The organism is Oceanobacter sp. 5_MG-2023, assembly GCF_030548165.1.
In the GTDB taxonomy this organism is placed as follows: Bacteria; Pseudomonadota; Gammaproteobacteria; order Pseudomonadales; family Oceanobacteraceae; genus Oceanobacter.
Genome location: NZ_JAUORS010000005.1, coordinates 89,864 through 115,553, shown reverse-complemented (window position 1 = coordinate 115,553; position 25,690 = coordinate 89,864). Strand labels below are relative to the sequence as shown.

The window sequence follows — 25,690 nt, the reverse complement described above, 5'->3', positions numbered from 1 at the left end:
GCACATATGAGCCGGGTCAGGGCATCCAATTTGCCATTTACTCATGGAGAAACCTTATGGCTAAGATCGTAGACATCAAGGCACGCGAAGTGCTGGATTCCCGCGGTAACCCGACTATTGAAGCGGATGTTACCCTCGAAGGCGGTTTTTTTGGTACCGCTTGTGCTCCTTCTGGCGCATCAACAGGAACTCGTGAAGCACTTGAACTGCGTGATGGTGATAAAAGCCGTTACCTGGGCAAAGGCGTACTGACGGCCGTTGCTAACGTCAATGACATTATCAAGCCCGCTCTGATTGGCATGGACGCAACCGGGCAACGTGCCCTGGATGAAAAAATGCTCGAGCTGGACGGTACCGACAACAAAGCCAAATTGGGTGCTAACGCCATTCTGGCCGTGTCTCTGGCAGCTGCCAAAGCGGCGGCTGTGTCCAAGGGTGTTGAACTGTACGAACACATTGCTGATCTGAACGGTACCGCTGGCCAGTACTCCATGCCAGTACCCATGATGAACATCATCAATGGTGGTGAGCACGCCGACAACAACGTCGATATTCAGGAATTCATGGTTCAGCCTGTTGGCGCTGCAAGCTTTGCTGAAGCGTTACGTGCCGGTGCTGAAATCTTCCACAGCCTGAAAAAAGTGCTGGGCAACAAAGGCCTGAGCACTTCTGTTGGTGACGAAGGTGGTTTTGCTCCGGATCTGGCCTCCAACGCCGATGCCTTGGCCGCCATTCAGGAAGCGGTTGCCGGAGCCGGTTACGAACTGGGTAAAGACATCACTCTGGCACTCGACTGTGCTTCTTCTGAGTTCTACAAAGATGGCAAGTACGATCTGAAAGGCGAAGGTAAAGTCTTCACTGCAGAGGCGTTCTCGGATTACCTGTACGACCTGTGCGAACAGTATCCGATTGTCTCTATTGAAGACGGCCAGGATGAGTCCGACTGGGATGGCTGGAAATACCAGACTGAAAAACTTGGTGCCAAGGTGCAACTGGTTGGCGACGACCTGTTTGTTACCAATACCAAGATTCTGCAAGAAGGTATTGACAAGCACATTGCCAACTCCATCCTGATCAAGTTCAACCAGATCGGTTCTCTGACCGAAACACTGGAAGCCATTAAAATGGCCAAGGACGCCGGTTACACTGCAGTGATCTCGCATCGCTCTGGTGAAACGGAAGATACCACCATTGCCGATCTGGCCGTGGGTACCTGTGCTGGCCAGATCAAGACCGGTTCGCTGTGTCGCTCTGACCGTGTATCCAAGTACAACCGCCTGTTGCGAATCGAAGAGCAGCTGGGTGCCAAGGCCCCTTATAATGGCCTGAAAGAGATCAAGGGTCAGTAATCGACACCTGATCAAATAACAAAGCCGGGCGATTGCCCGGTTTTTGTTCGCCTGACTTCCGGAAATACCATGAGCACTACGACCCAGCGAGTCATGTTATTCACCGGTACCCTGTTGGTACTGGTGCTCCAGTACCGCATTTGGTGGGATGACAGTGGTATATTGGCCAGCCGGACGCTGGCTCATCTGATTGACCGTATCGCCGAAGATATCGATGTACTGGAAGGCCGTAACGATCAGTTAACACTGGAAGTCGACGATTTACGCCATGGCAGTGCCATTCTCGAAGAAAAGGCCCGTGAAGATCTTGGTCTGGTACAAGATGGCGAAACCCTGATCCTGTTTGTTGAGCCACAACCATGACGATCTGGCCATTAGTTGTTGCCGCAGGGGTTGGCCGCCGTATGCAGGCCGATCGCCCGAAACAATATTTACGTCTGAATCAGCGCCTGCTGATGGACTATACCCTTGATACCTTGCTGACCTATCCGGGCATAACACGCCTGGTGCTGGTGCTGTCTGAATACGATCCTTACTGGTCTGATAGTGAATTTGCTGATGATGCGCGGATTCTGCGTGCCTGTGGTGGAGCGGAGCGGTGTGACTCGGTATTAAACGGCTTGCGCGCCTTGCAGACACTGGCAGCAGAAGATGACTGGGTGATGGTGCATGACGTGGCCCGTCCATGCCTGCAGCACAGTGATCTGGACGCCTTGCTGGAAGCGTTATGTTTTCCCGGTGCCATTCTGGCCAGCCCGACCCGCGATACCATGAAGCGTGGCCGGATCAACGCCCAGGGGCAGGCCGATATTGTCGCCACGGTGGAGCGGGAACAGCTCTGGCATGCGCTGACACCACAGGTGTTTCCGCTGGGGTTATTGATCCAGGCACTGGAGTACTGCCGGGCTGAAGGTCTGGCGGTGACCGATGAAGCCTCTGCCGTTGAACACTTGGGGTATGCGCCCAGGCTGGTCGAAGGCCGGGCAGATAACATCAAGGTCACTCGTCCTGCCGATCTGGCATTGGTGGCTTTTTATTTACAGCAGACCTCAGAGTCTGACCAGGCAATCAATAAACGAGGTGCGTTGTGAGAATTGGCCACGGTTTTGATGTTCATGCGTTTGAGGACGGTGACTGTATTACCCTGGGAGGCGTTACGATTCCTTATCATCAGGGCCTCAAGGCGCACTCGGATGGGGATGTAGCCTTACATGCGTTAGCCGATGCACTGCTGGGCGCTGCTGCCCTGGGGGATATTGGCCAGCATTTTCCGGATACCGATGCACAGTGGGCCGGTGCCGACAGCCGTTTGCTGTTGCAACACGTGGTGAGTCTGTTGGCTGACCGAGGTTATGGGATTGGCAATGTGGATATTACGATTATTGCCCAGGCCCCGAAAATGGCGCCTCATATTGCCCGGATGCGTCAATTGATTGCCGCAGACCTGAATGTGCGGCTGGATGATGTCAACGTCAAAGCCACAACCACCGAGAAGCTGGGGTATGTGGGCCGCAAGGAAGGCATTGCGGTGCATGCTGTGGCACTGATTCTTGCGCTGCCCGGATAATCTCCGGCTATGGCTGTTGGCAAGTATATAATCGACCGTCTTTTTTAACTTCTTTGGTTTGGCCCCGGTGGCTACCAGAACTGATAACTGAGTAACTGATTCTTTGACTGATTCCATCGATAGCACTGCTGCTCCTGCTTCTGCTTCATCAGCAGAACCTGACGTCACCACGGCGAACCATCACTGGCCCATTGGTTGGCCTGCATCCTTACCGGACACCGCTGCCCACGGCATACTCAAGCAGGTGCCGGAGGACTTTATCGTTGATGAGCTGCCGCTGGCCTTGCCTCAGGGAGAAGGTGAACATATCTGGCTGTGGGTCGAAAAGCGTGGAGCCAATACCGCATGGGTGGCGTCGGAGCTGGCGCGTTACGCAGGTGTACGCGATATGGATGTCGGTTTTGCCGGCCTCAAGGACCGTTATGCGATCACCCGCCAGTGGTTCAGTGTGTATTTTCCCAAGGGAGAGACGCCGGACTTTCTGGCCCTGCAGCACGATGAATTCCGTGTGATGCAGCAGCAGCGCCACTCGAAAAAAATACGCCGGGGTGATTTGCTGGGCAACCGTTTTGAATTATTGCTCCGTGAGGTCGAAGGCTCCCAGGCAGCGATTGACGCCAACCTGACCGCTATTCGTGACCGGGGCTACCCCAACTATTTTGGTGCCCAGCGTTTTGGTCATGGCGGTGCGAATGTGCCTCAGGGGGTGGCCATGTTGCGCCGTGAAATCCGGGTACGGAATGCCAATAAAAAAGGCCTTTATCTATCGGCTGTTCGATCCTGGATGTTTAATCAGGTGGTGGCAGCACGAATCGTTGCCGGTGACTGGACAACGCCCATGTTGGGCGAACCCCTGACTCCAGCCGGTGAGACGACCGCACCTATGTGGGGGCGGGGCCGTTCGCTGGCCACGGAGGAGGCGCTGGCGTTTGAAGCAAAAGTCCTGGCCCCCTATAGCGACGTACTGGATGCTCTGGAACACAGCGGCTTGAGCCAGGAGCGGCGAGCGCTGGTGGTGAAACCGGAGCGCATGAGTTGGCAATGGCAGCAATGTGATGACGAGACATTGCAATTGCGAGTCTGTTTTTCGCTGGGAGCCGGGTATTATGCGACGTCACTATTACAAGAAGTACTGACAGTCCGTGAGCCGGACCGCATGGCGGCGGCTGTTATCGACACCACAGCAGCAGGAGAAATCCCATGAGCCGGTTGATGCTTTCCAACGACGATGGTGCCCATGCACCGGGGTTGCGGACTCTGGCGGAATATCTGCAACAGGCCGGCCATGAGTTATCGGTGATTGCCCCGGATCGTGATCGCAGCGGTGCCAGTAATTCCCTGACACTGGATGGCCCGTTACACCCGGTATTACTTGAAAACGGCTTTTATTGCGTTAACGGTACACCGACGGATTGTGTGCATCTGGGCACCAACGCCCTGTTTCGCGATCAGTGTGAACGGGTGGTTTCAGGCATCAATGCCGGGGCCAACCTGGGTGATGACGTATTGTATTCCGGCACCGTGGCAGCGGCGATGGAAGGTCGTTTTCTGGATAAGACACCGATTGCGATTTCCCTGGTGGGCAAACAGCATTTTGATACTGCTGCCCGTGTTCTGGTGGCATTGTTCCCCCAACTGGAACAGCTGCAGCTGCCTCCGCACTCGGTGATCAATATCAATGTGCCGGATCGACCATACGCTGAACTGAAAGGTCATCGGATAACCCGGTTGGGTCATCGCTACCGTTCGGATAATCCGGTGTTGGCGACCAATCCGCGGGGTAAAGAGTGTTACTGGATTTCTGCTGCTGGTGCTGTCGCGGATGCCGGGCCGGAAACCGATTTTTTTGCAATAGAAGCGGGGTATGTTTCGATTACCCCGATTCAAATGGACATGACTCGGCATGCGGTGCTGGAGCATATGCAATCAGTGCTTGGTTAATGGAGATAGGTGGTTGGATACGCAACAACTGAGTGGAATAGGAATGACATCCCAGCGCACCCGGAATCGGCTGGTGCAGCGCTTACGGGAAGCGGGTGTAAGTAATGAGCAGGTGCTCAGCGTGATAGCGTCAACGCCACGGCATGTATTTATCGATGAAGCCCTGGCACATCGGGCCTATGAAGACACTGCCTTGCCTATTGGTTATGGTCAGACCATCAGTCAGCCCTATACCGTGGCCCGGATGACGGAAATCCTGCTGGGTAATCAGCAACGTCTTGGGCGGGTACTGGAAGTTGGAACCGGCTGTGGTTATCAGGCGGCGGTCTTGTCACCGCTGGTGGATCGTCTCTTCAGTGTTGAGCGCATAGAACCACTGTTTTCTCGTGCCAGAAACCGTCTTTCTGAACTGGAATACCGTAATATCCATTGCTCATTATCGGATGGAAGTTGGGGACTGCCAGAAAAAGGCCCGTTTGACGGTATTATCGTTGCCGCGGCCCCGGAACAGGTGCCCAGTGCGCTACAGGAACAACTGGTCGATGGCGGCCGGATGGTGATTCCAGTAGGGGGTGAGCAGCAAAAACTGACTCTGATTACCCGTGATGGTGACACCTTTGTCACTGAGATTCTGGAAGATGTGCTGTTTGTCCCTTTTCTGTCCGGGATTCAGCGTTAGTTTTCCCTTTGTTAACAAGGATTTTACATGCACCACTTCTGGCTGTTTCTGAAAGGTATCGCGATGGGATCGGCCGATGTGGTTCCTGGCGTCTCTGGCGGTACGATCGCATTTGTCACCGGTATTTATGATCAGTTGCTGGGTTCTATCCGCAAGGTCGATGCCGAGGCGGTGAGGTTGTTGTTCAAGCAAGGCCCGAAAGCCGCCTGGCTGCATATCAATGGCACCTTTCTGGTTATTCTGGGAGCCGGGGTGCTGACTGCACTTCTGAGCCTGGCCAAAGGCATTCATTATTTGCTGGTGCATTACCCGGTCTGGCTGTGGGCTTTCTTTTTTGGTTTGATTATCGCGTCGGTGGTGCATGTTGGCCGTGAGATTCGTCAATGGAATGCGCCCACTCTGTTATTACTGGCGGCAGGAGCCGTGGTGGCAGGCTGGATCAGCATGGCCGCTCCAACCTCGATTGAAGCCACACCGCTGGTGGTTTTTCTGGCGGGGAGTATCGCTATCTGTGCCATGATTTTGCCGGGTATATCCGGCAGCTTTATTTTATTGTTGATGGGGTTGTACGAACCGATTCTGGGGGCATTAAAAAGTTTTGATCTGGGCATTATGGCTCTGTTTGGTGCTGGAGCCGTGATCGGACTGTTGAGTTTTTCCCGCTTTCTCAGCTGGTTGCTGGCCGGTTGGCGAGAGGCAACCTTTGCGATTTTGACGGGATTTATGATCGGCTCGTTGGTCAAGGTCTGGCCTTGGAAAGAAACGCTGACCACCCGCCTGAACAGCAAAGGAGAGACAGTGCCGGTGTATCAGCAGAATATTCTGCCAGATATCGGTACCGATTTACTGCTGGCGCTGTTGTTGATGGTGGCCGGGCTGGCGACGGTGCTGTTGCTTGAATGGGTCGCCAAACGTCAAGGTGATGCCGACTGACTCATCTTTGCTGATGGCCGGAACCGGCCGTCAGGGGTTAAGGGTCTATTATTACATTGTGTCGTTAGACTGGTTCAACGTGCGCCTGCTAATGAAAATCTGTCACTCCAAGGTGTCAAGAACCAACCAATCAGGAAACACCATGAAACGCCTGACTGTGATTATTGTCGCCGTGATTATTGGCACACTGGCTGGCTGCTCTTCAGGCAGCGGCTTTATTTCCACCGAAGAAAAATTCGGCGGCTCTGAAGGCTCGATCTATCAGCCGACCGGGAGCGTCAATAATTCGTCAGGCTATCATGTCGTTAGAAAAGGCGACACGCTCTACTCCATTGCCTGGCGTTACGGTCTGGATTATCAAGGTCTGGCCAGAGCCAATGGTATTTCCAGTCCCTATACGATATTTCCGGGTCAGAAAATTGACGTTCGAGCGAAGTCATCGACCGTTGCCGTGAGTAATCCACCGTCTGCTTCTACCAGCGTCAGTAAACCGGCACCTGCAGCACCAGCCCCCGTTATTTCTGCACCGACGGCTCCGCCAGCGGCTGTTTCAACCACTGTTACGTCGACACCTGTTGTTTCAACACCCTCAACACCGGTGGTCTCCGGCCCTGTTGCTACCACTCCTGTTGCCACTGCTCCGGTACCGATTGTCGTCACACCGGTAACCACCGAACCGGTTAGCAGTGCTGCGTGGCGCTGGCCTGTGCCTGGCAAGATACTGGCTCAATTTTCGACCTCAAAACCCGTCAATAAGGGGATTGATCTGGCAGGAGTGCAGGGAGAATCGGTGTCTGCCGCCGCTGGAGGCACCGTGGTGTATGCCGGTCAGGGACTGCGGGGGTACGGCAACCTGGTGATTATCAAGCACGATGAAACCTATCTCAGCGCCTATGCCCACGCCAGCCGCATACTGGTTAAGGAAAAAGATCAGGTCAAGGCCGGGGAGGTGATTGCTGAGGTTGGCTCTACCGGCACAGACAGCGTGAAACTGCATTTTGAAGTCCGTAAAAACGGTAAGCCGGTGGATCCCTTGCTGTACTTGCCAGCGCGCTAACCGCATCAATTATTCTATGAACAGTCGTTCTGGCATGGATCATGTTTAACTCTTTGTACAATAAAAGAATTAAACAGGCGGGAAGGATTATGGCGGTACAACAGCAGCGTGACGAACGAGAAGGTTCGGACAGTCACCAGGACGGAAAACGAATTACCGACGACAGCACTTACAAGTCAATGGATGCAACCCAGTTGTATCTGAATGAAATTGGCTTCTCTCCGCTGTTATCTGCAGAAGAAGAAGTGCATTACGCTCGCCTGGCGATCAAGGGTGACGAGATGGGACGCCGTCGCATGATTGAAAGCAATTTGCGTCTGGTGGTAAAAATCTCTCGCCGTTATCTCAACCGGGGACTGGCTTTGCTGGATCTGATTGAAGAAGGCAATCTGGGGCTGATCCGGGCGGTCGAAAAGTTCGATCCTGAGCGTGGTTTCCGTTTTTCAACCTACGCTACCTGGTGGATTCGTCAGACCATTGAGCGTGCCATCATGAACCAGACGCGGACGATTCGCTTGCCAATTCATGTGGTGAAAGAGCTGAATGTGTATTTGCGCGCCGCCCGTGAACTGACCCAAAAGCTGGATCATGAGCCAAGCGCTGAAGAGATCGCCTTGCTGATGGACAAGCCGGTAGCCGATGTAAAACGGATGCTGAAGCTGAATGAGCGGGTTACTTCGGTGGATACGCCATTGGCTGGTTCACCCGACAAGTCCTTGCTGGATACCATTGCCGATGAGCGCAGTGCTGATCCTGGTGAAGAGCTGCAGAAAAACGATATCCAGAACAATCTGGAACACTGGATTGATGAGCTGCCAGAAAAACAACGGGAAGTGTTATCCCGTCGTTTCGGGCTGCGAGGTCATGATATCAGCACGCTGGAAAAGGTTGGTCATGAGATCGATCTGACCCGTGAACGAGTACGCCAGATTCAGGTTGAAGGGTTAAAACGCCTGCGCGATATCATGGAAGGTCAGGGATTGAATGCCGAGACCCTGTTCGGCGAAGCCTGACACGCCGCCCCTGACACTCGTTCGTCGTACCGCCTGCGGTGAGCGAATGACAGGGGCAGTTCAAGCCATTCAGCCTGGCAATGGCCAGACTGAATGCAGTGGCCGCTGGACATACGGCCGAATAATCCGCTGGATTCTTGCGCCCTAGCGCTCCAGCATGGCAATTTTGTTTTCTTTACCATCCCACTCTTCGGCATCTTTCAGCGGCTCTTTGCGCTCGGCGATGTTCGGCCATATTTCTGCCAGCTCGGCATTCAATTCAATAAACTGTTCCTGACCTGTCGGGATTTCGTCTTCGGAATAAATTGCTTCTGCGGGGCATTCTGGTTCGCATAATGCGCAATCAATACATTCATCCGGGTGAATCACCAGAAAGTTAGGGCCTTCGTAAAAGCAATCGACCGGGCAGACTTCAACACAGTCGGTGTATTTGCATTTGATGCAGTTGTCGGTGACAACAAAAGGCATGGAATATCTCCTCATGGTGCGCCAGAGACAGTGAGTTGGCGCAGGCTAATCGGTTGGATACCTGAGTTCTTTGCTCAGGCTTGGAATAAGCGTTCATTCTAGGTATCCGTCTGTCAGGTCGCAAGCCAAACAAGGGGTTGGTGTGGTTGTTGGCTTGCGTGGTGGTGGCAACACTCTGTTTTTCGACCTGTCTGTCAGCTCTGCTCAGACCAGCCGCTTGAGTTCATACAGTAACTCCAGGGCGGCACGGGGCGTCAGGTTGTCTGGGTCCAGTTCTGCCAGGCGGGTTTCGGCTGCGGAAGGGACACTGGCGAACATATCCGATTGGAGAGGTGGCTCGGCAATACCGGGTGTCACCGATGCCGGGCTGCTGGTTGGGGGCAAGCTGCCTTGTTCCAGTTTCTGCAATTGCTGCCGTGCATTGTTGATCACTACAGCGGGCACGCCGGCCAGTTGTGCGACCTGCAAGCCGTAACTTTGACTGGCCGGGCCGTCTTCTACCGAGTGGAGGAAGATAATCCGGTCTTCGTGTTCTGTTGCCTTGAGGTGTACGTTCGCCACCTGGGGGTGAGACTCCGGCAGTGCCGTCATTTCAAAATAATGGGTAGCAAACAGAGTATAGGCGGCGGTTTTTTCGGCCAGATAGGCAGCACTGGCCCAGGCCAGCGAGAGGCCATCAAAGGTGCTGGTGCCGCGTCCGACTTCATCCATCAATACCAGGCTGTTGGCGGTGGCGTTGTGGAGAATATTGGCGGTTTCGGTCATCTCTACCATGAAGGTCGAGCGACCACCGGCAACATCATCGGCCGAACCCATGCGGGTAAAAATACGGTCAACCGTGGTCAGGGTACAGTGTTCGGCGGGGACATAGCTGCCGATATGGGCGAGCAAGACAATCAAGGCCACCTGACGCATATAGGTCGATTTACCGCCCATATTGGGGCCAGTGATAATCTGCATCTTGCGGCGGTTATCCAGGTGGGTGTTGTTGGCCACAAACGGATCGTCGAGAAGGGCTTCGACCACCGGATGGCGACCCTGGCGAATATCAATCACCGCGTCACTGGTCAAGGTCGGGCAGGTCAGCTGCAGGGTGTCGGCCCGTTCACTGAGGTTGACCAGCACATCCAGCTGCGACAGTGCCGCGGCACAGGTTTGTAACCCCGGCAGTGCCAGACCCAGGTCGATGACCAGCTGATCATAGAGGTGTTTTTCCCGACTCAGGGAACGACTTTTGGCGCTTAATGCCTTGTCTTCAAAGGTTTTTAATTCCGGGGTAATAAAGCGCTCGGCGTTTTTGAGTGTCTGGCGGCGAATATATTCAGTTGGTGCATCGGCGGATTGGGCTTTGCTGATCTCGATGTAATAGCCGTGCACCCGGTTGTAACCGACTTTCAAGGTGCTGATGCCGGTGCGTTCCCGTTCGCGGGTTTCCAGTTGCAGCAGAAAATCACCGGCGTTTTCACTCAGGCCGCGTAACTCATCCAGCTCGTCATCATAACCCGGAGCAATCACCCCGCCGTCTCGAATAACGACCGGCGGGTTGTCGATAATGGCGGCTTGCAGGCGTTCAACCCACTGTGGGAACTCCTGAATCTCGCTCCACAGTTGTTGGGCCAGCAGGCTGTCGACGGGCTCAAGCAAACTGCGAACGGCTGGCAAGACGGTCAGGGCATCACGCAGGCGAGCGAGATCGCGAGGGCGGGCCGACCCCAGAGCAACGCGGGACAGAATCCGTTCAATATCACCAATCTGGCGTAACAAGGGTTGCTGGTCTTGCCAGCTGCCGGTCTCTAACAACTGTTTGATGAGTGTCTGGCGCTGCTCCAGTAGCGTGAGGTTGCGGATTGGCCGGTTGAGCCAGCGTTTCAGCAAGCGACTGCCCATGGCGGTGGCGGTTTTATCCATTACCCAGGCCAGGGTATGGCTGTTGCCGCCTTGCTGGTTGATGTCGATTTCAAGGTTTCGGCGACTGGCCGGATCAATCACAATGGCATCGTCACACAGTTCAACCTGCAATGAGCGGACGTGGGGCAGGTCATTACGCTGGGTTTCCCGGGCGTAATTCAGCAGCGCACCGGCGGCACGTACCGCCAGGGTCATGTCTTCACAGCCAAAGCCCCGTAAATCCCTGGTTTTTAATTGCTGGGTTAACAAGCGAAAGGCGCTGTCGGCATCAAAATGCCAGGGCGACTGGCTCCGTGCGCCAGCGCGTGCTGGCAGTTCTGCGGGTAGCTGCTGGTCTTCGGCATAGAGCAGTTCGGCCGGGCGCAGGCGTTCGATTTCGGCCAGTAGCTCAGCCTCGGTGGTGACTTCCAGTACCGAAAAACGTCCGCTGGAGATTTCCAGTACCGAGAGACCATAGGTTGTGTGCTGGGCACAGACGGCGACGATCAGGTTGTCACTGCGCTCATCGAGATAGGCTTCGTCGGTGAGGGTGCCAGGAGTGATTACCCGCACAACTTTGCGTTCTACCGGGCCCTTGCTGGCGGCCGGATCGCCAATCTGTTCAGCAATGGCAATCGAGACACCTTGTTTGACCAGTCGGGCGATGTAGTTATCGGCGGCATGGTAAGGCACCCCGGCCATCGGTATCGGCTTGCCGCCGCTCTGGCCACGGGCGGTGAGGGTGATATCCAGCAGTTGCGCTGCTTTTTTTGCGTCATCAAAAAACAGTTCGTAGAAGTCTCCCATGCGATAAAACAGCATGGTGTCCGGGAACTCGGATTTGATTCGCAAATATTGCGTCATCATCGGGGTTTGAGCGGGTTTTGAGTCTTTTTTTGCTGTGGCTTGCATACGCACCGAGGACAATAAGGGGTTTAGAGGCTGTGCCAGCGATAGCTGGAAATCGAGCCGCTAAGATTACCAAACCAGCCCCCACTAGAACACCTGCCAGTGTTCAGGCCATACCACCAGGGTGGCCGTCTGTTGTTGAATGAAGACCGGCGGCTTGCTGGATCGTGCCAGCGGCATCCGGGGGCATGAGCAGCTAGCAATGGGGCCGAGAGGGAATTCGGGTTGTTTGACGCGGTGGATTCTGGCAAGGATGCAACGTTTTTATCGTTGGCTCATTGGTTAGCCATCGTATTTGTTCACCTTGCCTCTCATGTTCTTGATCTGGCCGCGGCGGGTTTTCTGGTCGACCCGTTTACGCTGTGATGAACGCGTCGGGCGAGTAGCAACCCGGGGTGGCAAGACCACCGTGGCTTTGCGGATCAGCTCTGCCAGACGATCCAGTGCATCCTGGCGGTTTTTTTCCTGGGTGCGGTGTTGCTGGGCCTTGATCACTATGATGCCGTCCTTGCTGATCCGGCTGTCCGAGATGTTGGCAAGGCGTTCCTTGATATAACCAGGCAGGGACGATGCACCGATATCAAAGCGCAAATGGATGGCACTGGATACCTTGTTGACGTTCTGGCCACCGGCACCCTGGGCACGGATGGCTTGCAGGTCAATCTGATACAGTGGAATGGAGAGGCGGCTGGAAATTTCCAGTTCGGTTTCGGAATCAGTCATGGCGTTCTGTTGGTTGAGAATGGGTCAGCCCGTGGTGATGGCAGAGTTGCTGTTCGCATTGGTCATGGTCGCTTTCTCATGCAGGCGACGATGGAGGAACGGGTAAATCCGCGAGGCCAAAGGCAATCGCCCAAAAATGACAGAATACGCCGGCCAGTACAAATAAATGCCAGATTTCATGGAACCCCAGATGATCTGGCCACGGGTTGGGCCACTTGAAAGCGTAAATCATTGCACCAACGGTGTAGAAGCCGCCGCCAGCGGCCAGCCATAACAGGGCGTCAACCGGGATACGTTCCATGGCGGGCTGCGCTGCGACAACCACCAGCCAGCCCATGGCAACATACACCAGAGTTGATAGCCAGCGTGGTGCGGTAATCCAGACCAGTTTCAGTACCACGCCAAATCCCGCCAGCGTCCATACGATTGCAAACAACCACCAGCCCATCGGGCCATGGAGTGGAATCAGGCAAAACGGGGTGTAGGTTCCGGCGATCAGTAAAAAAATCGCGATATGATCCAGCCGCTTGAGCCGGGTGATTGTTTGCCCGGAGCCTTGTACCAGGTGGTACAGGGCACTGCTGGCAAACATCAGCAGCATGGTGATGCCAAAAAGACTGAAAGATACAATGTGCCAGAGGTTGCCATACTGCGCTGCCCGGCTATACAGAATATAAAGTGCTACCAGCGAAAGAAGAGCGCCGGCAAGATGGCTAAAGCCGCTGACTGGCTCACGAAAAAGGGCTTGGGGGCTGGCAGATGAGTGCGCGAGTATCCGGGTCATGGAGCATTCCTTGACGTGCAGGGCTGATAGCACCGGCATCGTCATGATCAAAGCAGAGAGTATATCGATGGCAGAGTTACAGTATGACGCCAATGTTGCGGCCGGTGCCAGTGCTGCCGACACGCGCTGGTTTCTGTATTTTATCCGTACTCGCCACGATACCTTGTATTGTGGCGTCAGTACGCATGTGATCCGGCGTTTCCGTGAGCACAGTGCCGGAGGCGTGCGGGCGGCGCGGGCGTTACGGGGCAAGGCACCCTTGCAGCTGGATTTCAGTTGGGAACTGCCAAACAAGTCTGTCGCCTTGAAAGTTGAGTATCGGGCCAAGCAATTGAGCCGTACGCAAAAGGAGCGGTTGATTGCTGGCGATGCGGCGATGCGGCGGCGTTTGTTGGCAGGTTTATAGAAACGAGACGAACGGGAGCAGAATGTTTGTTACCGTCACATTGTGTAATTGTTACATGGATGTCATAACTTCGCTTTAGACTCCGGCGTCCTGTCAGTAGAATGGCATGCAATTTGTAGCGATACGGACACAATAATCATCATGTTTTCAGCTATTTGGGCAGCTCGCTGGTATCTGCTGCTTGGTTTGTTTGCCTTCTTGATCTTTCTGGTCGTCAATGCGCCATTACATTTTGTCTGGCGCATGTTGGAACCCGAGCTAAAGAATTTGCCGGTTGATGTCAGGTCTGTGTCTGGAACGATCTGGCACGGGCAAGTACAGGCTGAGCAACGGGATTTGGGTTTGTTGGATGCCGAGTGGCGTTTATCGCCTGCTTCGCTTCTGGTGGCGGCACCCGAAGTGGATTTGACACTAACATCACCTTTCGTGCGATTGCAGGGTCTGGCTCGTCTGGGGGCTGATCAAGCGCTGCATATCCGTGGCCTGGATGGTTTTCTGGATACCGAGCTGTTACGGCCGCTGCTGAGACCGTCACGGGTGGAATTGTCTGGCAATATCGAAGCCAGCGACCTGTCGGCGGTGATCCATCTGGATACCCGGGTAATCAGTGCTCTGGATGGTCGCCTGGTGTTTGGTGGCGGTAGCGCAGTATTTCCGGTACAACGCAAGCGTATCTCTGCCGACGTGCCGATGCTGGTCGGACAACTGGGCATGACACAGGAACAGGCGGTGCTGGATGTGACAACCGTTGAAGGCCAGCCGCTGGTACAAGGGTTTGTACAGCCCGATGGCTGGGCAGGGGTGGCAGTACGACGCCGGATGATTGATGTATTGGGGCAAACCTGGCCGGACAAAGCCGAAGTAGACACCGTGATTTTTGAAGTGTCGCGAAAGATTCTATAACCTTGGCGCCGATTCGGAGCAGTCGATTTGGAAAAGAATGTGGTAGAGCCGCTGTTATGGCAAAAGTGGACATTACTGACAGGCAAGCTGGTGCTGACGGTTTTATTGAGCTGGCAGAGTGCACAGTTGGCCTGGATGGTTATCGCCCCGACGCCGTTAGTGTTGAAAGCGCCGGCTCAGGCAAGTACTGACAGTGACGATGGGCAGGTGCGCGGAACGGCGGCCTACCATCTGTTTGGCGAGGCAACGGCAGTTGCCCCCCGGGTCGTACAAAAAGCGGTGGAAGCACCGGATACCCGCTTGAAGTTAACCTTGATGGGGATCAATCAGTCCTCTCGGGAAGAGTTATCCAGTGCGATTATCTCGGCTGCCGGTCGTTCCGGCGAATTTTATCGTATGGGTGATACGGTACAGGGCCGCACCCGCCTGGCCGGGGTGTACCCCGACAAGGTCATTCTGGACACCGCTGGCAAGCTCGAAACGCTCAAGTTTGAAGAGCACACCAGTCGGGGGTCCGATGTGCGGGCGGTGCCGGAGGCCAAATCAAGGTCCGGCGCCAGCTCGTTGAAAGAACGCTTCAGCAAGGTCCGTAATGCCACCGAACTGGTCGACCTGGCAACGTCCGAGCTGGAGGATGATCCGCTGGAAGCACTGGGTCGTATGGGGCTGGCAGCACAAGGGAGCGGTCAGGGGTATCGGGTACAACCCGGCTCTCCCCTGATGCAGTTCAAACTCCGACCCGGAGATTTGCTGTTGTCCATTAATGGCCAGTCACTGGGCGATCCGGCCAGTGACCAGAGTCTGTTGGCTGACTTGCAGAATACTGAAAGTGTGCGTATCGAAGTACAACGCGGCAATGATCGTTTTACCGTTAACCACAGGCTGAATTAAAGATATGGGTGTGTTTAAACATTGGGTAGTGGCTGTCCTGGTCTCGCTGAGCTTTACGGTCAGTGCCCAGGAAAGCTGGCAGATCAATCTGAAAGAAGCCGATATAGGTGCTTTTATCAGCCAGGTGGCGGACATTTCCGGCAAAAGCTTTGTGGTTGACCCGCGTGTCAAAGGCAAGGTCAACGTCCTGACCAGTGAAGCACTGGATTCTACCGGGGTGTATGAACTGTTTCTTTCCGTGCTGCAGGTACACGGTTATGCCGCGGTTCCGGCAGGAGACGTGGTGCTGATTGTGCAGCAAAACGAGGTCAAGCAGGTTGGCCGTGACCTGAATACGCAATCAACCAACGACAGCCAGGAAATGCTCACCAAGGTGATCATGATCAAGAATACCCCGGCTCTGGATCTGGTGCCTATCTTGCGTCCGCTGGTGGCCAAATACGGCCATCTCGCCGGGGTAAAGTCTGCCAATGCGCTGATTATTTCCGACCATGCCATGAATATTCGTCGTATCGAGCAGATCATCGACCGGCTTGATAAATCCGGCAACGATGAGCTGGAAGTGGTGCAGCTGAAAGAAGCCTGGGTGGGGAATGTTGTTACCATGTTGCAAAGCCTGGACCCATCCAAGGTGGTGCAAGGTAACGGAGAAAGCGATAACACCGCAGGCACCATCCGTGTTGTGGCCGATGAGCGCAGCAACCGGTTGATTATCAAAGGTGAAAAAACCGCCCGTGACCGTATTCGGGTATTAATTGAACAGCTCGACCAGCCGTCGTATTTCAGTGGTACGGCCCAGGTGATTCGTCTGCAATATGCAGATGCCACCAAGTTGGCTGATTTGTTGAAAAACCTGATGAGCGAAGCCACCAGTAGCGATAAAGACGCCGAACAGGTGAAAGGTACGGTGGGTATCCATGCGGATGAAGAGCTGAACGCGCTGGTCGTACGTGCAGAGCCATCATTGATGAAAGAAATCCAGGAGCTGGTGGCATCGCTGGATGTGCGCCGTGCCCAGGTGCTGATTGAGTCTGCAATCGTGGAAGTCACTGGTGACGTCAGTGATGCAATGGGGGTGCAATGGATATCCGGCGATTTGGATAACCCGGTCGCGATGACCAACTTCAGCAATGCCGGGCCGTCGCTCAGTACCATTGCCACCAGCATTGCGTCGGAGACCTACACCAGCGCCGTCAGCAGTGGTCTGACCCTGGGGGCTTACAGCGAGGACAATGGCTTGCTGGACTTTGGCCTGATTCTGCAGGCGCTGCAAAGCGACAGCAATACCAATCTGCTGTCGACGCCGAGCATCATGACCATGGACAATCAGGAAGCGGAAATCATTGTTGGCCAGAACGTGCCCTTTATTACCGGCTCGACATCATCCAGCAGTAATTCCAACCCTTTTACCACCATCACCCGCGAAGATATTGGTGTGACGCTGAAGGTAAAACCACATATTCATGATGGCACTGCCATTCGTCTGGAAGTGGAAGCCACCGCAGAGTCGGTATCAACCACGACCGTTTCGGGCAGCGCTGATTTGATTACCAACAAACGTTCGATCAAAACCATGATTCTGACCGGTAACGAAGAAACAATTGTACTGGGGGGACTGATTCGTGATGATATCGTCGAAAGCACCAGCAAGGTGCCGCTGCTCGGGGATATTCCGGTACTGGGCTGGCTGTTCCGTTCATCCAGCAGTGAGCATGTCAAAAGTAACTTGATGGTGTTCCTGCGTCCGACCATTGTGAACAGTGCCGAGACATCCCGTGACGTGACCCGTGAGAAGTACAATGGTATCTGGGAGTTTGAGCTATCCGATCAACTGGGTAGTGATGATATTGATGCCTCGCTTGAACGTTTGTTTGATGGACGTCCTTAACAACCGTTAGCCAAACAACCATTAGTCGATAATTGTTGATAGAGCGTTCCCCGTGCCGGGGAACGGCTTGCCGTTATTCTTGTTGCCGCTGATGCTGTTTGTTGATGTCGCTTGCTGTTATGCCAAACGAGTCGTCTTGCGGTAATGGGCAGCCAGACCCAGAGGATTCAGCCCGGCCGCACGCATCAGGTCACACAAGCGAATCAACGGCAGTCCGATCAGGCTGTTGATATCGCGCCCGTGCAAGGCATCAAACAAATGGATACCCAAGCCTTCAACCTTGAAACTGCCAGCACAATCGTACGGCTGTTCAAGCATCAGATAATCCTCAATCTCTTCCGCAGACAATGGCCGGAACTGCACCTCAACATGCTCGACTGCGCTGGTGATTTCACCGGCACGCCACAAGGCCACACCGGTCGAAAAACAAATACGCTGGCCTGAACTGGCCAACAGTTGTTGCCGGGCTTGCTCATGATTCCCCGGTTTGCTGACCACTTCGCCATTGAGAGAACAGGCCTGGTCGCTGCCGATGATCCAGTGTTGCGGGTATTGTGCTGCCAGTGCCCGTGCTTTTTGTTCGGAGAGCCGCTGCACACAGGCATCAACGCTTTCATCAGGGTATGGGGTTTCGTCAATATCTGGACTGGCCCAGTCAAACGGCAGGCCCAGCTGGGCCAGCTGTTGGCGTCGGTAGGGGGATGAAGAGGCAAGTAACAGTTGCATGGAAACTCCGGCAGCGTGATAGAAAACAAACAACGACAGGACGTCAGCGTAGTGGCTGGTCGCTGATGGTATGCCTGCGTCAGTAACGTGTTGACATAAAAAAAGGAGCCGAAGCTCCTTTTTTTATTGGCGTGGTGATCAGGCAGCGAAGTTAGCGTTCGCAAATTCCCAGTTCACCAGTGCCCAGAAACCTTTCAGGTAATCCGGGCGTACGTTGCGATAGTCGATGTAGTAGGCGTGTTCCCACAGATCAACCGTCAGCAGAGGCGTCAGGCCTTCTTCTGTGATTGGTGTAGCGGCGTTGGAAGTGTTGACGATGTCCAGAGTGCCGTCTGCTTTTTTCACCAGCCAGGTCCAGCTGGAGCCGAAGTTGTTGACAGCCATGTCGTTGAACTTGGCTTGAAACTCTTCGAAAGAACCAAAGGCAGCGTTGATTGCATCTGCAATTGCACCTGTTGGAGCACCACCGGCATTAGGTGCCAGGCTGTTCCAGTAGAAGGTGTGGTTCCAGATTTGAGCGGCGTTGTTGAATACGCCACCGGAGGAAGACTTGATGATCTCTTCCAGGGTTTTACCTTCAAATTCGGTACCACCAATCAGGCCGTTCAGTTTGGTGACGTAGGTGTTGTGGTGTTTACCGTGGTGGAACTCGAGGGTTTCTGCGGAAATGTGAGGTTCCAGAGCAGTTTTTTCGTATGGCAGAGCAGGCAGTTCGAAAGCCATGAGCGTTCTCCATTATCAGGCTGGGTGGTTGCATTCAGGGGTAGATGGGGCTTTATAAAAATAATTCAACGGCTCCATCCCGCCTTCCGAAGTCGCAGCATGATAACACCGGCGCGGGCAGAGGGGCTATGTGTTACTGATAGTGAATATCTATCGAGCATGGTTGCCATGAATGATGGTGAGTTTATGTTGTCGTACCGCCTGTCGCCGTCCTTCGTGCTGTTGCTTGGGGTCTGTTGCTTGGGGTCTGTTGCTCCGGCTGTGGTCGTGGCTGCTGGCGTGGTGGTGAGCTGGCCGTCTGGGCGGCAACGCGGAGGAAAAATTCCAGTCCCATCAGTATTTCAGCGCTAATGTTTGTATACTGCGGGCCATTTATTTTTTGATCTCCAATTGCGGAAATCCTTATGGACAACGTTAAAGAACCGCTTATTCCTGATATCAAACCATCGCAAGACGATATCGAAATGCGTCAGCGGCAAACCAAACCGCGCCGTACATCACCGGCCAAAGCTGACAGTAAACCCAGTGGCTCCTCCGGCTTGGCGATGGTCGCTGTGTTGCTGGCGCTGGCTGCCCTTGGGGGTGGTGCCTACCTTTTTAAAATGCTGCAGGCACAGCAATATGAACTGCTGGAAGCCCGACAGATTATCGAGGAGCAGTCGAGCAATCTGAAGCTGCTGAACGAGCGATTATCTGCTACTGGTGAAAACGCCAGTTTGTCGCTGGATGCGCTGAAGGTGTTGTTAAAAGAACACGATTCCGAAATTCGCAAATTGTGGGATGTGGCCAACAAGCGCAACAAGGGCCTGATTGCCAGTAATGAAAAGGCCATTGCTGCAAACATTGCGTCGCTGAAGGCGCTCCAGTCAAGGATAGAGACCAGCCTGACAGAACAACAAACGCTGCTGGAACAGCAGCAACTGGCGAGCAGTGCCTTGTCTGAGCGAGTCTCGGCCAACGAAGCGGGGCTGCTATCCTTGCCGGAATCCGAGCTGCGTATCGCCCAGAACAGCGAGGCCGTACAAATGGCGAGCCGGAATGTCGCCGGTCTGAAAACATCGCTGGCCAGTCGTCAGCAGGAAATCGACAGCCTGCGTAAGCAATTACGTCAGGTCGAGTTACGTATCACCACGTTACACGCGCCCGCCGCCACGAAGTGATATGTGACTAAAGGCGTTGTCTAGCGCATTTGAGCCGCTTGTTCCTTCGGGTACAATCGGCCACCGTTCGCGCCAGCATCGGTCTGGCGCATTGCACTGCTGAGCGTTTTGTCGCAAGACGGAGCCAGGGCACCCGTGAGAGAGCACAGAGAGAGAACCCACCATGACAGTGATCAAGCAAGAAGACCTGATCCAAAGCGTCGCTGATGCGTTGCAGTACATTTCCTACTACCACCCAAAAGACTTTATCGATGCGGTTCACGCCGCGTACGAGCGTGAAGAGTCCAAGGCCGCCAAAGACGCCATGGCCCAGATTCTGATCAACTCTCGTATGTGTGCCATGGGCAAGCGCCCGATCTGTCAGGACACTGGTATCGTCACCGTTTTCCTGACCATTGGTATGGACGTCAGATTTGAAAGCGACATGTCGGTAGAAGACATGTGTAACGAAGGTGTACGCCGTGCTTACCTGAACCCGGACAACGTCCTGCGCGCTTCCGTGCTGGCGGACCCGGACGGCAAGCGGACCAACACCAAAGACAATACGCCTGCCGTGATTCACATGAAGTTGGTACCCGGTAATACCGTTGACGTGCACGTGGCAGCCAAAGGCGGTGGTTCTGAGGCCAAGTCCAAGTTTGCCATGCTGAACCCGTCTGACGATGTGGTGGAGTGGGTACTGAAGCAAATCCCGACCATGGGCGCTGGCTGGTGTCCGCCAGGCATGTTGGGAATTGGTATTGGTGGCACAGCAGAAAAAGCCATGGAAATCGCCAAGGAATCGCTGCTGGAGCCGGTCAATATCCAGGAGCTGCAAGCGCGTGGTGCCAGCAATCGTGCCGAAGAACTACGTCTGGAATTGTACGAAAAGGTCAACAAACTGGGGATTGGTGCCCAGGGGCTGGGTGGTCTGACCACGGTTCTGGATGTGAAAGTGGCAGATTATCCGACACACGCAGCCAACAAGCCGGTTGCCATTATTCCTAACTGCGCAGCAACGCGTCACACGCATTTTGAGCTGGATGGCTCTGGCCCGGCAGTACTGCCGGTACCGAAGCTGGAAGACTGGCCAGAAATCAGCTGGGAAGTGGGTGACAGCGTACGTCGTGTGGATCTGAACACAGTGACACCAGAAGACGTAAAAGACTGGAAAACCGGCGAAACCGTACTCTTGTCCGGCAAGATGCTGACTGGCCGTGACGCGGCCCACAAACGTATGGTGGAAATGCTGGCCCGTGGTGAAGAGCTGCCAGTGGATCTGAAAGGCCGCTTTATTTATTACGTGGGTCCGGTCGACCCGGTACGTGAAGAAGTGGTTGGCCCGGCTGGCCCGACTACAGCAACCCGTATGGACAAGTTTACCCGCACCATTCTTGAAGAAACCGGACTGCTGGGCATGATTGGTAAATCCGAGCGTGGCCCTCTGGCGATTGAGGCCATCAAGGACAACGAAGCGGTGTACCTCATGGCCGTAGGTGGTGCTGCTTATCTGGTATCCCAGGCGATTCGTGCGGCCAAGGTACTGGCATTTGATGACCTGGGTATGGAAGCTATCTATGAGTTCGACGTGGTGGATATGCCGGTGACAGTTGCCGTGGATACCAAAGGTGAATCTGTTCACATGACTGGCCCGATTGAGTGGGCAGCCCGTATTGCGGCGAAAGAAGTGGATTGATCACGCTTATGTGACCGAATAACCGGCTTTGCGTGTTCGCAACGCCGGTTTTTGTGTGTTTGATATATATTGACAAAACTGACACCTGTTGTTTATTTCTTTACTCTTCTCTGGCTTCTACAGTATCGTTGATCCGATCAAGTCCTCTCGCCACTGTGTTGCTCTGAGAGGTAAATCAGATCCAGGGGCATTTGCCTGTTCCGCGTCCACTGCCACATGAGTCCATCCACTTTCGTCAGCAGGTACCTGTTAACGACCGTCACAATAATGTCTTTTTTTTGACATGAAATCTCACTTAATTTGTCATTTTTCGAAGCTAGCCTGTGCCGCACTAAACATCCATATAAAAGATGAGAGAGAGCGTTATGGAACTAAAGAAAAATGCACTGCTACAAGCATTGCTGATGGCCGTTTTGGCTACTGGCTTGTCTGCTTGCGGTTCAGATGGTGATGACGGCACTGATGGTGTTGACGGTACCAATGGTGTTGACGGTACCGACGGTGTTGACGGTGTTGACGGTACCGATGGTGTTGATGGCACCGATCTGACCGTAGCCGATCATACTACCGCAACCTATGGCACTGAGCTGACGTTTGAAGGTGTTGATGCACCTGCAACCGATGCTGACAAGCGCGCTATTTTCGCTGCTACAGCCACTGTTGGAGAAGGCACCTTTGGTGGCTCTTTTAACACTCTGGCACGCTCCGGTACCGATTATAATGGTGTGACTTTTGGACAGCTGATTAATGAATCCGGCACTGTGCTGCAAAGCACTGACGGTAGCATCAACGTCACCAACAGCAACGAACACACGTCACTGTTGCCTATCGGTGACAAGTTGTTCTCTGTTTCTCAAATGGAATCTACTCCTGGAGCCATGTTCCTGATGGAACTGAATCAGGATGACGATACTGGCGCTCTGTCTGTTAAAAGTATGAAGCAGATTGATCAGTCTGGTGTGAACGGTGGTTGGGTACATTGTGCAGCTTCTGTTACTCCATGGACCACTCACCTGGCCTCTGAAGAATATGAACCGAATGCCCGTAACCCGGATAGCGGCCAACGTAGCATGCTGTCCTACTACGAGGACGAAGCTTCCTGGAACCCGTACTTTTACGGCTGGAATATCGAAATCGAAGTCTCTGAAGATGCATCTACCGATCTGACCAAGCATTACGCCATGGGTCGTCTGGCATTTGAGCTGGCTTATGTAATGCCAGATTCCAAAACAACTTATATGACAGATGACGGCACCAACGTTGGCTTCTATATGTTTGTTGCGGATACCGCTGGTGATCTGACCGCTGGTACTTTGTACGCCGCCAAGTGGACACAGACTTCTGCTGATAATGGCGGAACGGCAGACATCAGCTGGATCGACTTGGGCCACGCATCTGATGATGATGTGAAACCTTATGTTGTTGGTACTGATACACAAGAACAGCTGACCTTCACTGACCTGTTTGACAGCGAAGATGTCACGGATGGTGCTTGCGCAACTGACGGCTTCACTTACGTGGATACTGCTAGCGGTGGTGCTGAGTGTTTGAAAGTGATCGAAGGTATGGAAACTCAGGCCTCTCGTATGGAAACCCGTCGTTATGCTGCGATAAAAGGTGCTTCCATCGAATTCAAGAAAGAAGAAGGCGTTACGTTCGATCCAACTCGTAGCAAGTTGTACGTTGGCATGTCCAGTGTTGGTAGTGGCATGAGCGATAGCAGCGGTGACATTCAGCTGGCTGAAAGCAATGATTGTGGCATCGTCTATCAGCTGGATGTAGCAGCAGATACAGACATCGGCTCTGACTACGTTGCCAACTCTATGTACTCACTGGTAGAAGGTGTTCCTGTTTCTGAGTCAGAGCAAGTGACTGGTTTCGCAGATAACAACTCTTGTCATATTGATGGCATCGCCAACCCGGACAACGTGACGTACATGTCTGGCTACGACAAGCTGATTATCGGTGAAGACACGGGTTCTGGTCACCAGAATGATGTGATCTGGTCTTATGAGTTTGATGATGAATCACTGACTCGTATCCAGACTACGCCTTACGGTGCAGAAACCACGTCTCCTTACTGGTACCCGAACATCAATGGCTGGGCTTATCTGATGTCGGTTATTCAGCATCCATATGGTGAGTCTGATCGCGATATGGACACAGGTGCTGGTGAAGACATGGCTTATACCGGTTATGTTGGTCCTTTCCCTGGTATCGCTGAGTAATAATATCAGTATGAGTTTATAAGGGCGGGGAGACCCGCCCTTTTTCCGTTTGTGAGGTTGTTGTGAGAATTTTCCATTTGTTGTTAACATCCGGTTCTATGGTTGCTGGATTACTAGCGTTTGATGTCGTTGCTGAAACCTCGTCAAATAGCAGTCTTGTAAAAAAGCAGGTGAGTGATTACCTGACCGCGGATCGCCTTGATAACAAGACTCCTTATTTACTACCTCAGTGTTATACCGACCCGGTAGATGACAGTGGATCTTATAACCCTTGTTATGCCTGTCATACCGAGAGCAAAGAACCTAATTATTTTAGTGATATTGATGTTCAGGTGGCCTATAACATGCCCGAACCCGGGGTTAATAACCCTTGGATGAATGTCTTTAAAGATCGTACCCAAGCTATTCAAAATATCAGTGATGAAGATATCCTGAGCTATGTACGAGAGGATAACTACGCCAGTCGTCATGGTGAGATTTATCTGGCAGAGAAATTGAAGAATGTCCCTGCAGAATGGGATCGCAACAAAAACGGTCAATGGGATGGCTATATCCCGGATGTCTGGTTCGATTTCGATAATCAGGGATTTGATCATGACCCTTCTGGCAACCCGACAGGCTGGCGTGTATTTGCTTACTATCCGTTTCTGGGTACCTTTATGCCAACCAACGGTTCAACGGACGACGTGTTGATTCGCTTGCCTGAAGCGTTTCGTGAACTCAAGCCGGGGGAATATGATCAGGAAACCTACATAATCAACCTGGCCATTGTGGAAAGCCTGATGAAGCAGCAGGATGTGGTTATCCCTGAAGTGGATGAAAATCGCTATGGCGTTGATCTGAATAAAGATGGAAAGCTTGGTAAAAGCCATCTAATTCGTTATGAATGGGCCCCACTTGACAAAATCTATATGAGCTATGTGGGTCAGGCCAAAAAACAGCTGGAAAATAAACAGGTGCATTTGGCGGCACGTTTATATCCAGAAGGAACAGAGTTTGTACATACCGTGCGTTATATCGATGTGGATGATCAGGGTAAAACCAGTATTGCTCCACGGATGAAAGAGCTTCGATATGGCCGTAAAGCCAGCTGGCGCACTTATTTTAATTTGCAGCGCTATGTGGAAAAAGAAGAGAAAGAACGCTACGACTTCCCGGAACGTACCAAAACGGTTATTGGTAATATGGAAGAAGGCCTGATTGTTCCTCTGGGCTGGGTGTATCAAGGATTTATTGAAGACAAGGCCGGTGACCTAAGACCACAAAGTTACGAAGAAAACTACTTCTGTGTTGGCTGCCACTCCGGTATTGGGGCGACCAATGACTCAACTTTCGCCTTTACGCGCAAACTGGATTCCGGGCATTCATTCCAGAATGGCTGGTACCATTGGATGGAAAAAGGCTTTGAAGGCGTTAAGGATCATGTCCGTGAAGACGGTCAGGGAGAGTACGCTTTTTATCTGGAGCACAATCCAACGGGGAATGAATTCCGCACCAACGACGAGGTGCTCAACAAGTTCTTCCATTCGGATGGCAGCAAAAAACCAGAAGCGTTCGAGCGTTTGAAAACCGATGTCAGCTATCTGCTGATGCCAAGTCGTGACAGGGCCCTGACGTTGAACAAGGCGTATAAGGCCATTGTCGACGAGCAAAGCTACAAGCTGGGACGGGATACGGTAATCACTCCTATGAATGTGGTGCATAAAGAAGTGGAGCTGTACGGCCCTACTGGTATCACTGAAGTATTGAACCTCTATTGACTGAGCGTGTGTGCAGGATG

24 protein-coding genes are annotated in these 25,690 nt (G+C 53.3%); 18 read left to right on the top strand and 6 right to left on the bottom strand.

The window, feature by feature from the left end; all coding sequences use genetic code 11:
* Nucleotides 1–56: 56 nt before the first annotated feature.
* The 10 genes from eno to rpoS all read left to right on the top strand — a co-directional run bounded on the left by eno (nt 57) and on the right by rpoS (nt 8,539).
* On the top strand, nt 57–1,349 hold the full coding sequence (gene eno / locus Q4551_RS05190) for a phosphopyruvate hydratase (protein ID WP_303432209.1): 1,293 nt from the start codon (nt 57–59) through the stop codon (nt 1,347–1,349).
* 69 nt (nt 1,350–1,418) lie between these two features.
* Complete coding sequence (locus Q4551_RS05185; RefSeq protein WP_303432208.1) at nt 1,419–1,712, top strand: septum formation initiator family protein; 294 nt, start codon at nt 1,419–1,421, stop codon at nt 1,710–1,712.
* On the top strand, nt 1,709–2,440 hold the full coding sequence (ispD, locus tag Q4551_RS05180; protein WP_303432207.1) for a 2-C-methyl-D-erythritol 4-phosphate cytidylyltransferase: 732 nt from the start codon (nt 1,709–1,711) through the stop codon (nt 2,438–2,440). Before Q4551_RS05185 ends, ispD begins: the two co-directional genes overlap by 4 nt.
* On the top strand, nt 2,437–2,916 hold the full coding sequence (ispF, locus tag Q4551_RS05175; RefSeq protein ID WP_303432206.1) for a 2-C-methyl-D-erythritol 2,4-cyclodiphosphate synthase: 480 nt from the start codon (nt 2,437–2,439) through the stop codon (nt 2,914–2,916). The genes ispD and ispF overlap by 4 nt, the downstream gene beginning before the upstream one ends.
* A gap of 103 nt (nt 2,917–3,019) precedes the next feature.
* On the top strand, nt 3,020–4,120 hold the full coding sequence (truD, locus tag Q4551_RS05170; RefSeq protein WP_303432205.1) for a tRNA pseudouridine(13) synthase TruD: 1,101 nt from the start codon (nt 3,020–3,022) through the stop codon (nt 4,118–4,120).
* Nucleotides 4,117–4,857 (top strand): 5'/3'-nucleotidase SurE, encoded by a 741-nt coding sequence (gene surE, locus Q4551_RS05165; RefSeq protein WP_303432203.1) that lies wholly within the window; start codon nt 4,117–4,119, stop codon nt 4,855–4,857. The genes truD and surE overlap by 4 nt, the downstream gene beginning before the upstream one ends.
* A gap of 13 nt (nt 4,858–4,870) precedes the next feature.
* Nucleotides 4,871–5,536, top strand: coding sequence for a protein-L-isoaspartate(D-aspartate) O-methyltransferase (locus Q4551_RS05160; protein ID WP_303432202.1), 666 nt, complete (start codon nt 4,871–4,873; stop codon nt 5,534–5,536).
* A 27-nt stretch (nt 5,537–5,563) separates the two neighbouring features.
* Complete coding sequence (locus tag Q4551_RS05155; RefSeq protein WP_303432200.1) at nt 5,564–6,469, top strand: DUF368 domain-containing protein; 906 nt, start codon at nt 5,564–5,566, stop codon at nt 6,467–6,469.
* A 142-nt stretch (nt 6,470–6,611) separates the two neighbouring features.
* Nucleotides 6,612–7,526 carry a peptidoglycan DD-metalloendopeptidase family protein gene (locus Q4551_RS05150; protein ID WP_303432199.1) on the top strand — a complete coding sequence of 305 codons (915 nt, stop codon included), beginning with the start codon at nt 6,612–6,614 and terminating at the stop codon, nt 7,524–7,526.
* A gap of 89 nt (nt 7,527–7,615) precedes the next feature.
* On the top strand, nt 7,616–8,539 hold the full coding sequence (gene rpoS / locus Q4551_RS05145; protein WP_303432197.1) for an RNA polymerase sigma factor RpoS: 924 nt from the start codon (nt 7,616–7,618) through the stop codon (nt 8,537–8,539).
* 144 nt (nt 8,540–8,683) lie between these two features.
* Here rpoS and fdxA read toward each other — a convergent pair whose 3' ends face one another.
* From fdxA to Q4551_RS05125, 4 genes are all read right to left on the bottom strand, one after another.
* Nucleotides 8,684–9,007, bottom strand: coding sequence for a ferredoxin FdxA (gene fdxA, locus Q4551_RS05140; RefSeq protein WP_303432195.1), 324 nt, complete (start codon nt 9,005–9,007; stop codon nt 8,684–8,686).
* Between the two features lie 204 nt (nt 9,008–9,211).
* Nucleotides 9,212–11,806 carry a DNA mismatch repair protein MutS gene (gene mutS, locus Q4551_RS05135; RefSeq protein ID WP_303432194.1) on the bottom strand — a complete coding sequence of 865 codons (2,595 nt, stop codon included), beginning with the start codon at nt 11,804–11,806 and terminating at the stop codon, nt 9,212–9,214.
* 279 nt (nt 11,807–12,085) lie between these two features.
* Nucleotides 12,086–12,526: an alternative ribosome rescue aminoacyl-tRNA hydrolase ArfB gene (gene arfB / locus Q4551_RS05130; protein WP_303432192.1), complete on the bottom strand. Its 441-nt coding sequence runs from the start codon at nt 12,524–12,526 to the stop codon at nt 12,086–12,088.
* A 76-nt stretch (nt 12,527–12,602) separates the two neighbouring features.
* Entirely contained in the window at nt 12,603–13,310 is a 708-nt protein-coding gene (locus Q4551_RS05125; RefSeq protein WP_303432190.1) for a hemolysin III family protein, read from the bottom strand.
* Between the two features lie 67 nt (nt 13,311–13,377).
* On the opposite strand from Q4551_RS05125, the gene Q4551_RS05120 reads away from it, so the two are divergent.
* The 4 genes from Q4551_RS05120 (at nt 13,378) to gspD (ending at nt 17,398) form a co-directional block, all read left to right on the top strand.
* The gene (locus Q4551_RS05120; protein ID WP_303432189.1) at nt 13,378–13,716 is read left to right on the top strand and encodes a GIY-YIG nuclease family protein; all 339 of its coding nucleotides are present in this window, start codon (nt 13,378–13,380) and stop codon (nt 13,714–13,716) included.
* Between the two features lie 141 nt (nt 13,717–13,857).
* On the top strand, nt 13,858–14,619 hold the full coding sequence (gene gspN, locus Q4551_RS05115) for a type II secretion system protein N (RefSeq protein ID WP_303432186.1): 762 nt from the start codon (nt 13,858–13,860) through the stop codon (nt 14,617–14,619).
* A 27-nt stretch (nt 14,620–14,646) separates the two neighbouring features.
* Entirely contained in the window at nt 14,647–15,510 is an 864-nt protein-coding gene (locus tag Q4551_RS05110) for a type II secretion system protein N (protein WP_303432185.1), read from the top strand.
* Between the two features lie 4 nt (nt 15,511–15,514).
* Nucleotides 15,515–17,398: a type II secretion system secretin GspD gene (gene gspD, locus Q4551_RS05105; protein WP_303432184.1), complete on the top strand. Its 1,884-nt coding sequence runs from the start codon at nt 15,515–15,517 to the stop codon at nt 17,396–17,398.
* Between the two features lie 117 nt (nt 17,399–17,515).
* On the opposite strand, the gene Q4551_RS05100 is transcribed toward gspD, so the two are convergent.
* Together Q4551_RS05100 and sodB are read right to left on the bottom strand one after the other, a co-directional pair.
* Entirely contained in the window at nt 17,516–18,124 is a 609-nt protein-coding gene (locus Q4551_RS05100) for a nucleoside triphosphate pyrophosphatase (RefSeq protein ID WP_303432182.1), read from the bottom strand.
* Between the two features lie 138 nt (nt 18,125–18,262).
* Entirely contained in the window at nt 18,263–18,847 is a 585-nt protein-coding gene (gene sodB, locus Q4551_RS05095) for a superoxide dismutase [Fe] (RefSeq protein ID WP_303432180.1), read from the bottom strand.
* Between the two features lie 404 nt (nt 18,848–19,251).
* Between sodB and Q4551_RS05090 the strand changes: the two genes are divergently transcribed.
* The 4 genes from Q4551_RS05090 to Q4551_RS05075 all read left to right on the top strand — a co-directional run bounded on the left by Q4551_RS05090 (nt 19,252) and on the right by Q4551_RS05075 (nt 25,670).
* Nucleotides 19,252–20,007, top strand: coding sequence for a hypothetical protein (locus tag Q4551_RS05090; RefSeq protein WP_303432178.1), 756 nt, complete (start codon nt 19,252–19,254; stop codon nt 20,005–20,007).
* Between the two features lie 163 nt (nt 20,008–20,170).
* Nucleotides 20,171–21,682 (top strand): fumarate hydratase, encoded by a 1,512-nt coding sequence (locus Q4551_RS05085; RefSeq protein ID WP_303432177.1) that lies wholly within the window; start codon nt 20,171–20,173, stop codon nt 21,680–21,682.
* Between the two features lie 365 nt (nt 21,683–22,047).
* Nucleotides 22,048–23,910: an alkaline phosphatase PhoX gene (locus tag Q4551_RS05080; protein ID WP_303432175.1), complete on the top strand. Its 1,863-nt coding sequence runs from the start codon at nt 22,048–22,050 to the stop codon at nt 23,908–23,910.
* Between the two features lie 170 nt (nt 23,911–24,080).
* Entirely contained in the window at nt 24,081–25,670 is a 1,590-nt protein-coding gene (locus tag Q4551_RS05075) for a hypothetical protein (RefSeq protein ID WP_303432173.1), read from the top strand.
* Nucleotides 25,671–25,690 lie beyond the last annotated feature (20 nt).

Bases quoted from the DNA above. Each gene is read 5' to 3' on its own strand.
- eno (WP_303432209.1), top strand. From the start codon at position 57: ATGGCTAAGATCGTAGACATCAAGGCACGCGAAGTGCTGGATTCCCGC.
- Q4551_RS05185 (WP_303432208.1), top strand. From the start codon at position 1,419: ATGAGCACTACGACCCAGCGAGTCATGTTATTCACCGGTACCCTGTTG.
- ispD (WP_303432207.1), top strand. From the start codon at position 1,709: ATGACGATCTGGCCATTAGTTGTTGCCGCAGGGGTTGGCCGCCGTATG.
- surE (WP_303432203.1), top strand. From the start codon at position 4,117: ATGAGCCGGTTGATGCTTTCCAACGACGATGGTGCCCATGCACCGGGG.
- Q4551_RS05155 (WP_303432200.1), top strand. From the start codon at position 5,564: ATGCACCACTTCTGGCTGTTTCTGAAAGGTATCGCGATGGGATCGGCC.
- Q4551_RS05150 (WP_303432199.1), top strand. From the start codon at position 6,612: ATGAAACGCCTGACTGTGATTATTGTCGCCGTGATTATTGGCACACTG.
- rpoS (WP_303432197.1), top strand. From the start codon at position 7,616: ATGGCGGTACAACAGCAGCGTGACGAACGAGAAGGTTCGGACAGTCAC.
- fdxA (WP_303432195.1), bottom strand. From the start codon at position 9,007: ATGCCTTTTGTTGTCACCGACAACTGCATCAAATGCAAATACACCGAC.
- mutS (WP_303432194.1), bottom strand. From the start codon at position 11,806: ATGCAAGCCACAGCAAAAAAAGACTCAAAACCCGCTCAAACCCCGATG.
- arfB (WP_303432192.1), bottom strand. From the start codon at position 12,526: ATGACTGATTCCGAAACCGAACTGGAAATTTCCAGCCGCCTCTCCATT.
- Q4551_RS05125 (WP_303432190.1), bottom strand. From the start codon at position 13,310: ATGACCCGGATACTCGCGCACTCATCTGCCAGCCCCCAAGCCCTTTTT.
- Q4551_RS05120 (WP_303432189.1), top strand. From the start codon at position 13,378: ATGGCAGAGTTACAGTATGACGCCAATGTTGCGGCCGGTGCCAGTGCT.
- gspN (WP_303432186.1), top strand. From the start codon at position 13,858: ATGTTTTCAGCTATTTGGGCAGCTCGCTGGTATCTGCTGCTTGGTTTG.
- gspD (WP_303432184.1), top strand. From the start codon at position 15,515: ATGGGTGTGTTTAAACATTGGGTAGTGGCTGTCCTGGTCTCGCTGAGC.
- Q4551_RS05100 (WP_303432182.1), bottom strand. From the start codon at position 18,124: ATGCAACTGTTACTTGCCTCTTCATCCCCCTACCGACGCCAACAGCTG.
- sodB (WP_303432180.1), bottom strand. From the start codon at position 18,847: ATGGCTTTCGAACTGCCTGCTCTGCCATACGAAAAAACTGCTCTGGAA.
- Q4551_RS05090 (WP_303432178.1), top strand. From the start codon at position 19,252: ATGGACAACGTTAAAGAACCGCTTATTCCTGATATCAAACCATCGCAA.
- Q4551_RS05085 (WP_303432177.1), top strand. From the start codon at position 20,171: ATGACAGTGATCAAGCAAGAAGACCTGATCCAAAGCGTCGCTGATGCG.
- Q4551_RS05080 (WP_303432175.1), top strand. From the start codon at position 22,048: ATGGAACTAAAGAAAAATGCACTGCTACAAGCATTGCTGATGGCCGTT.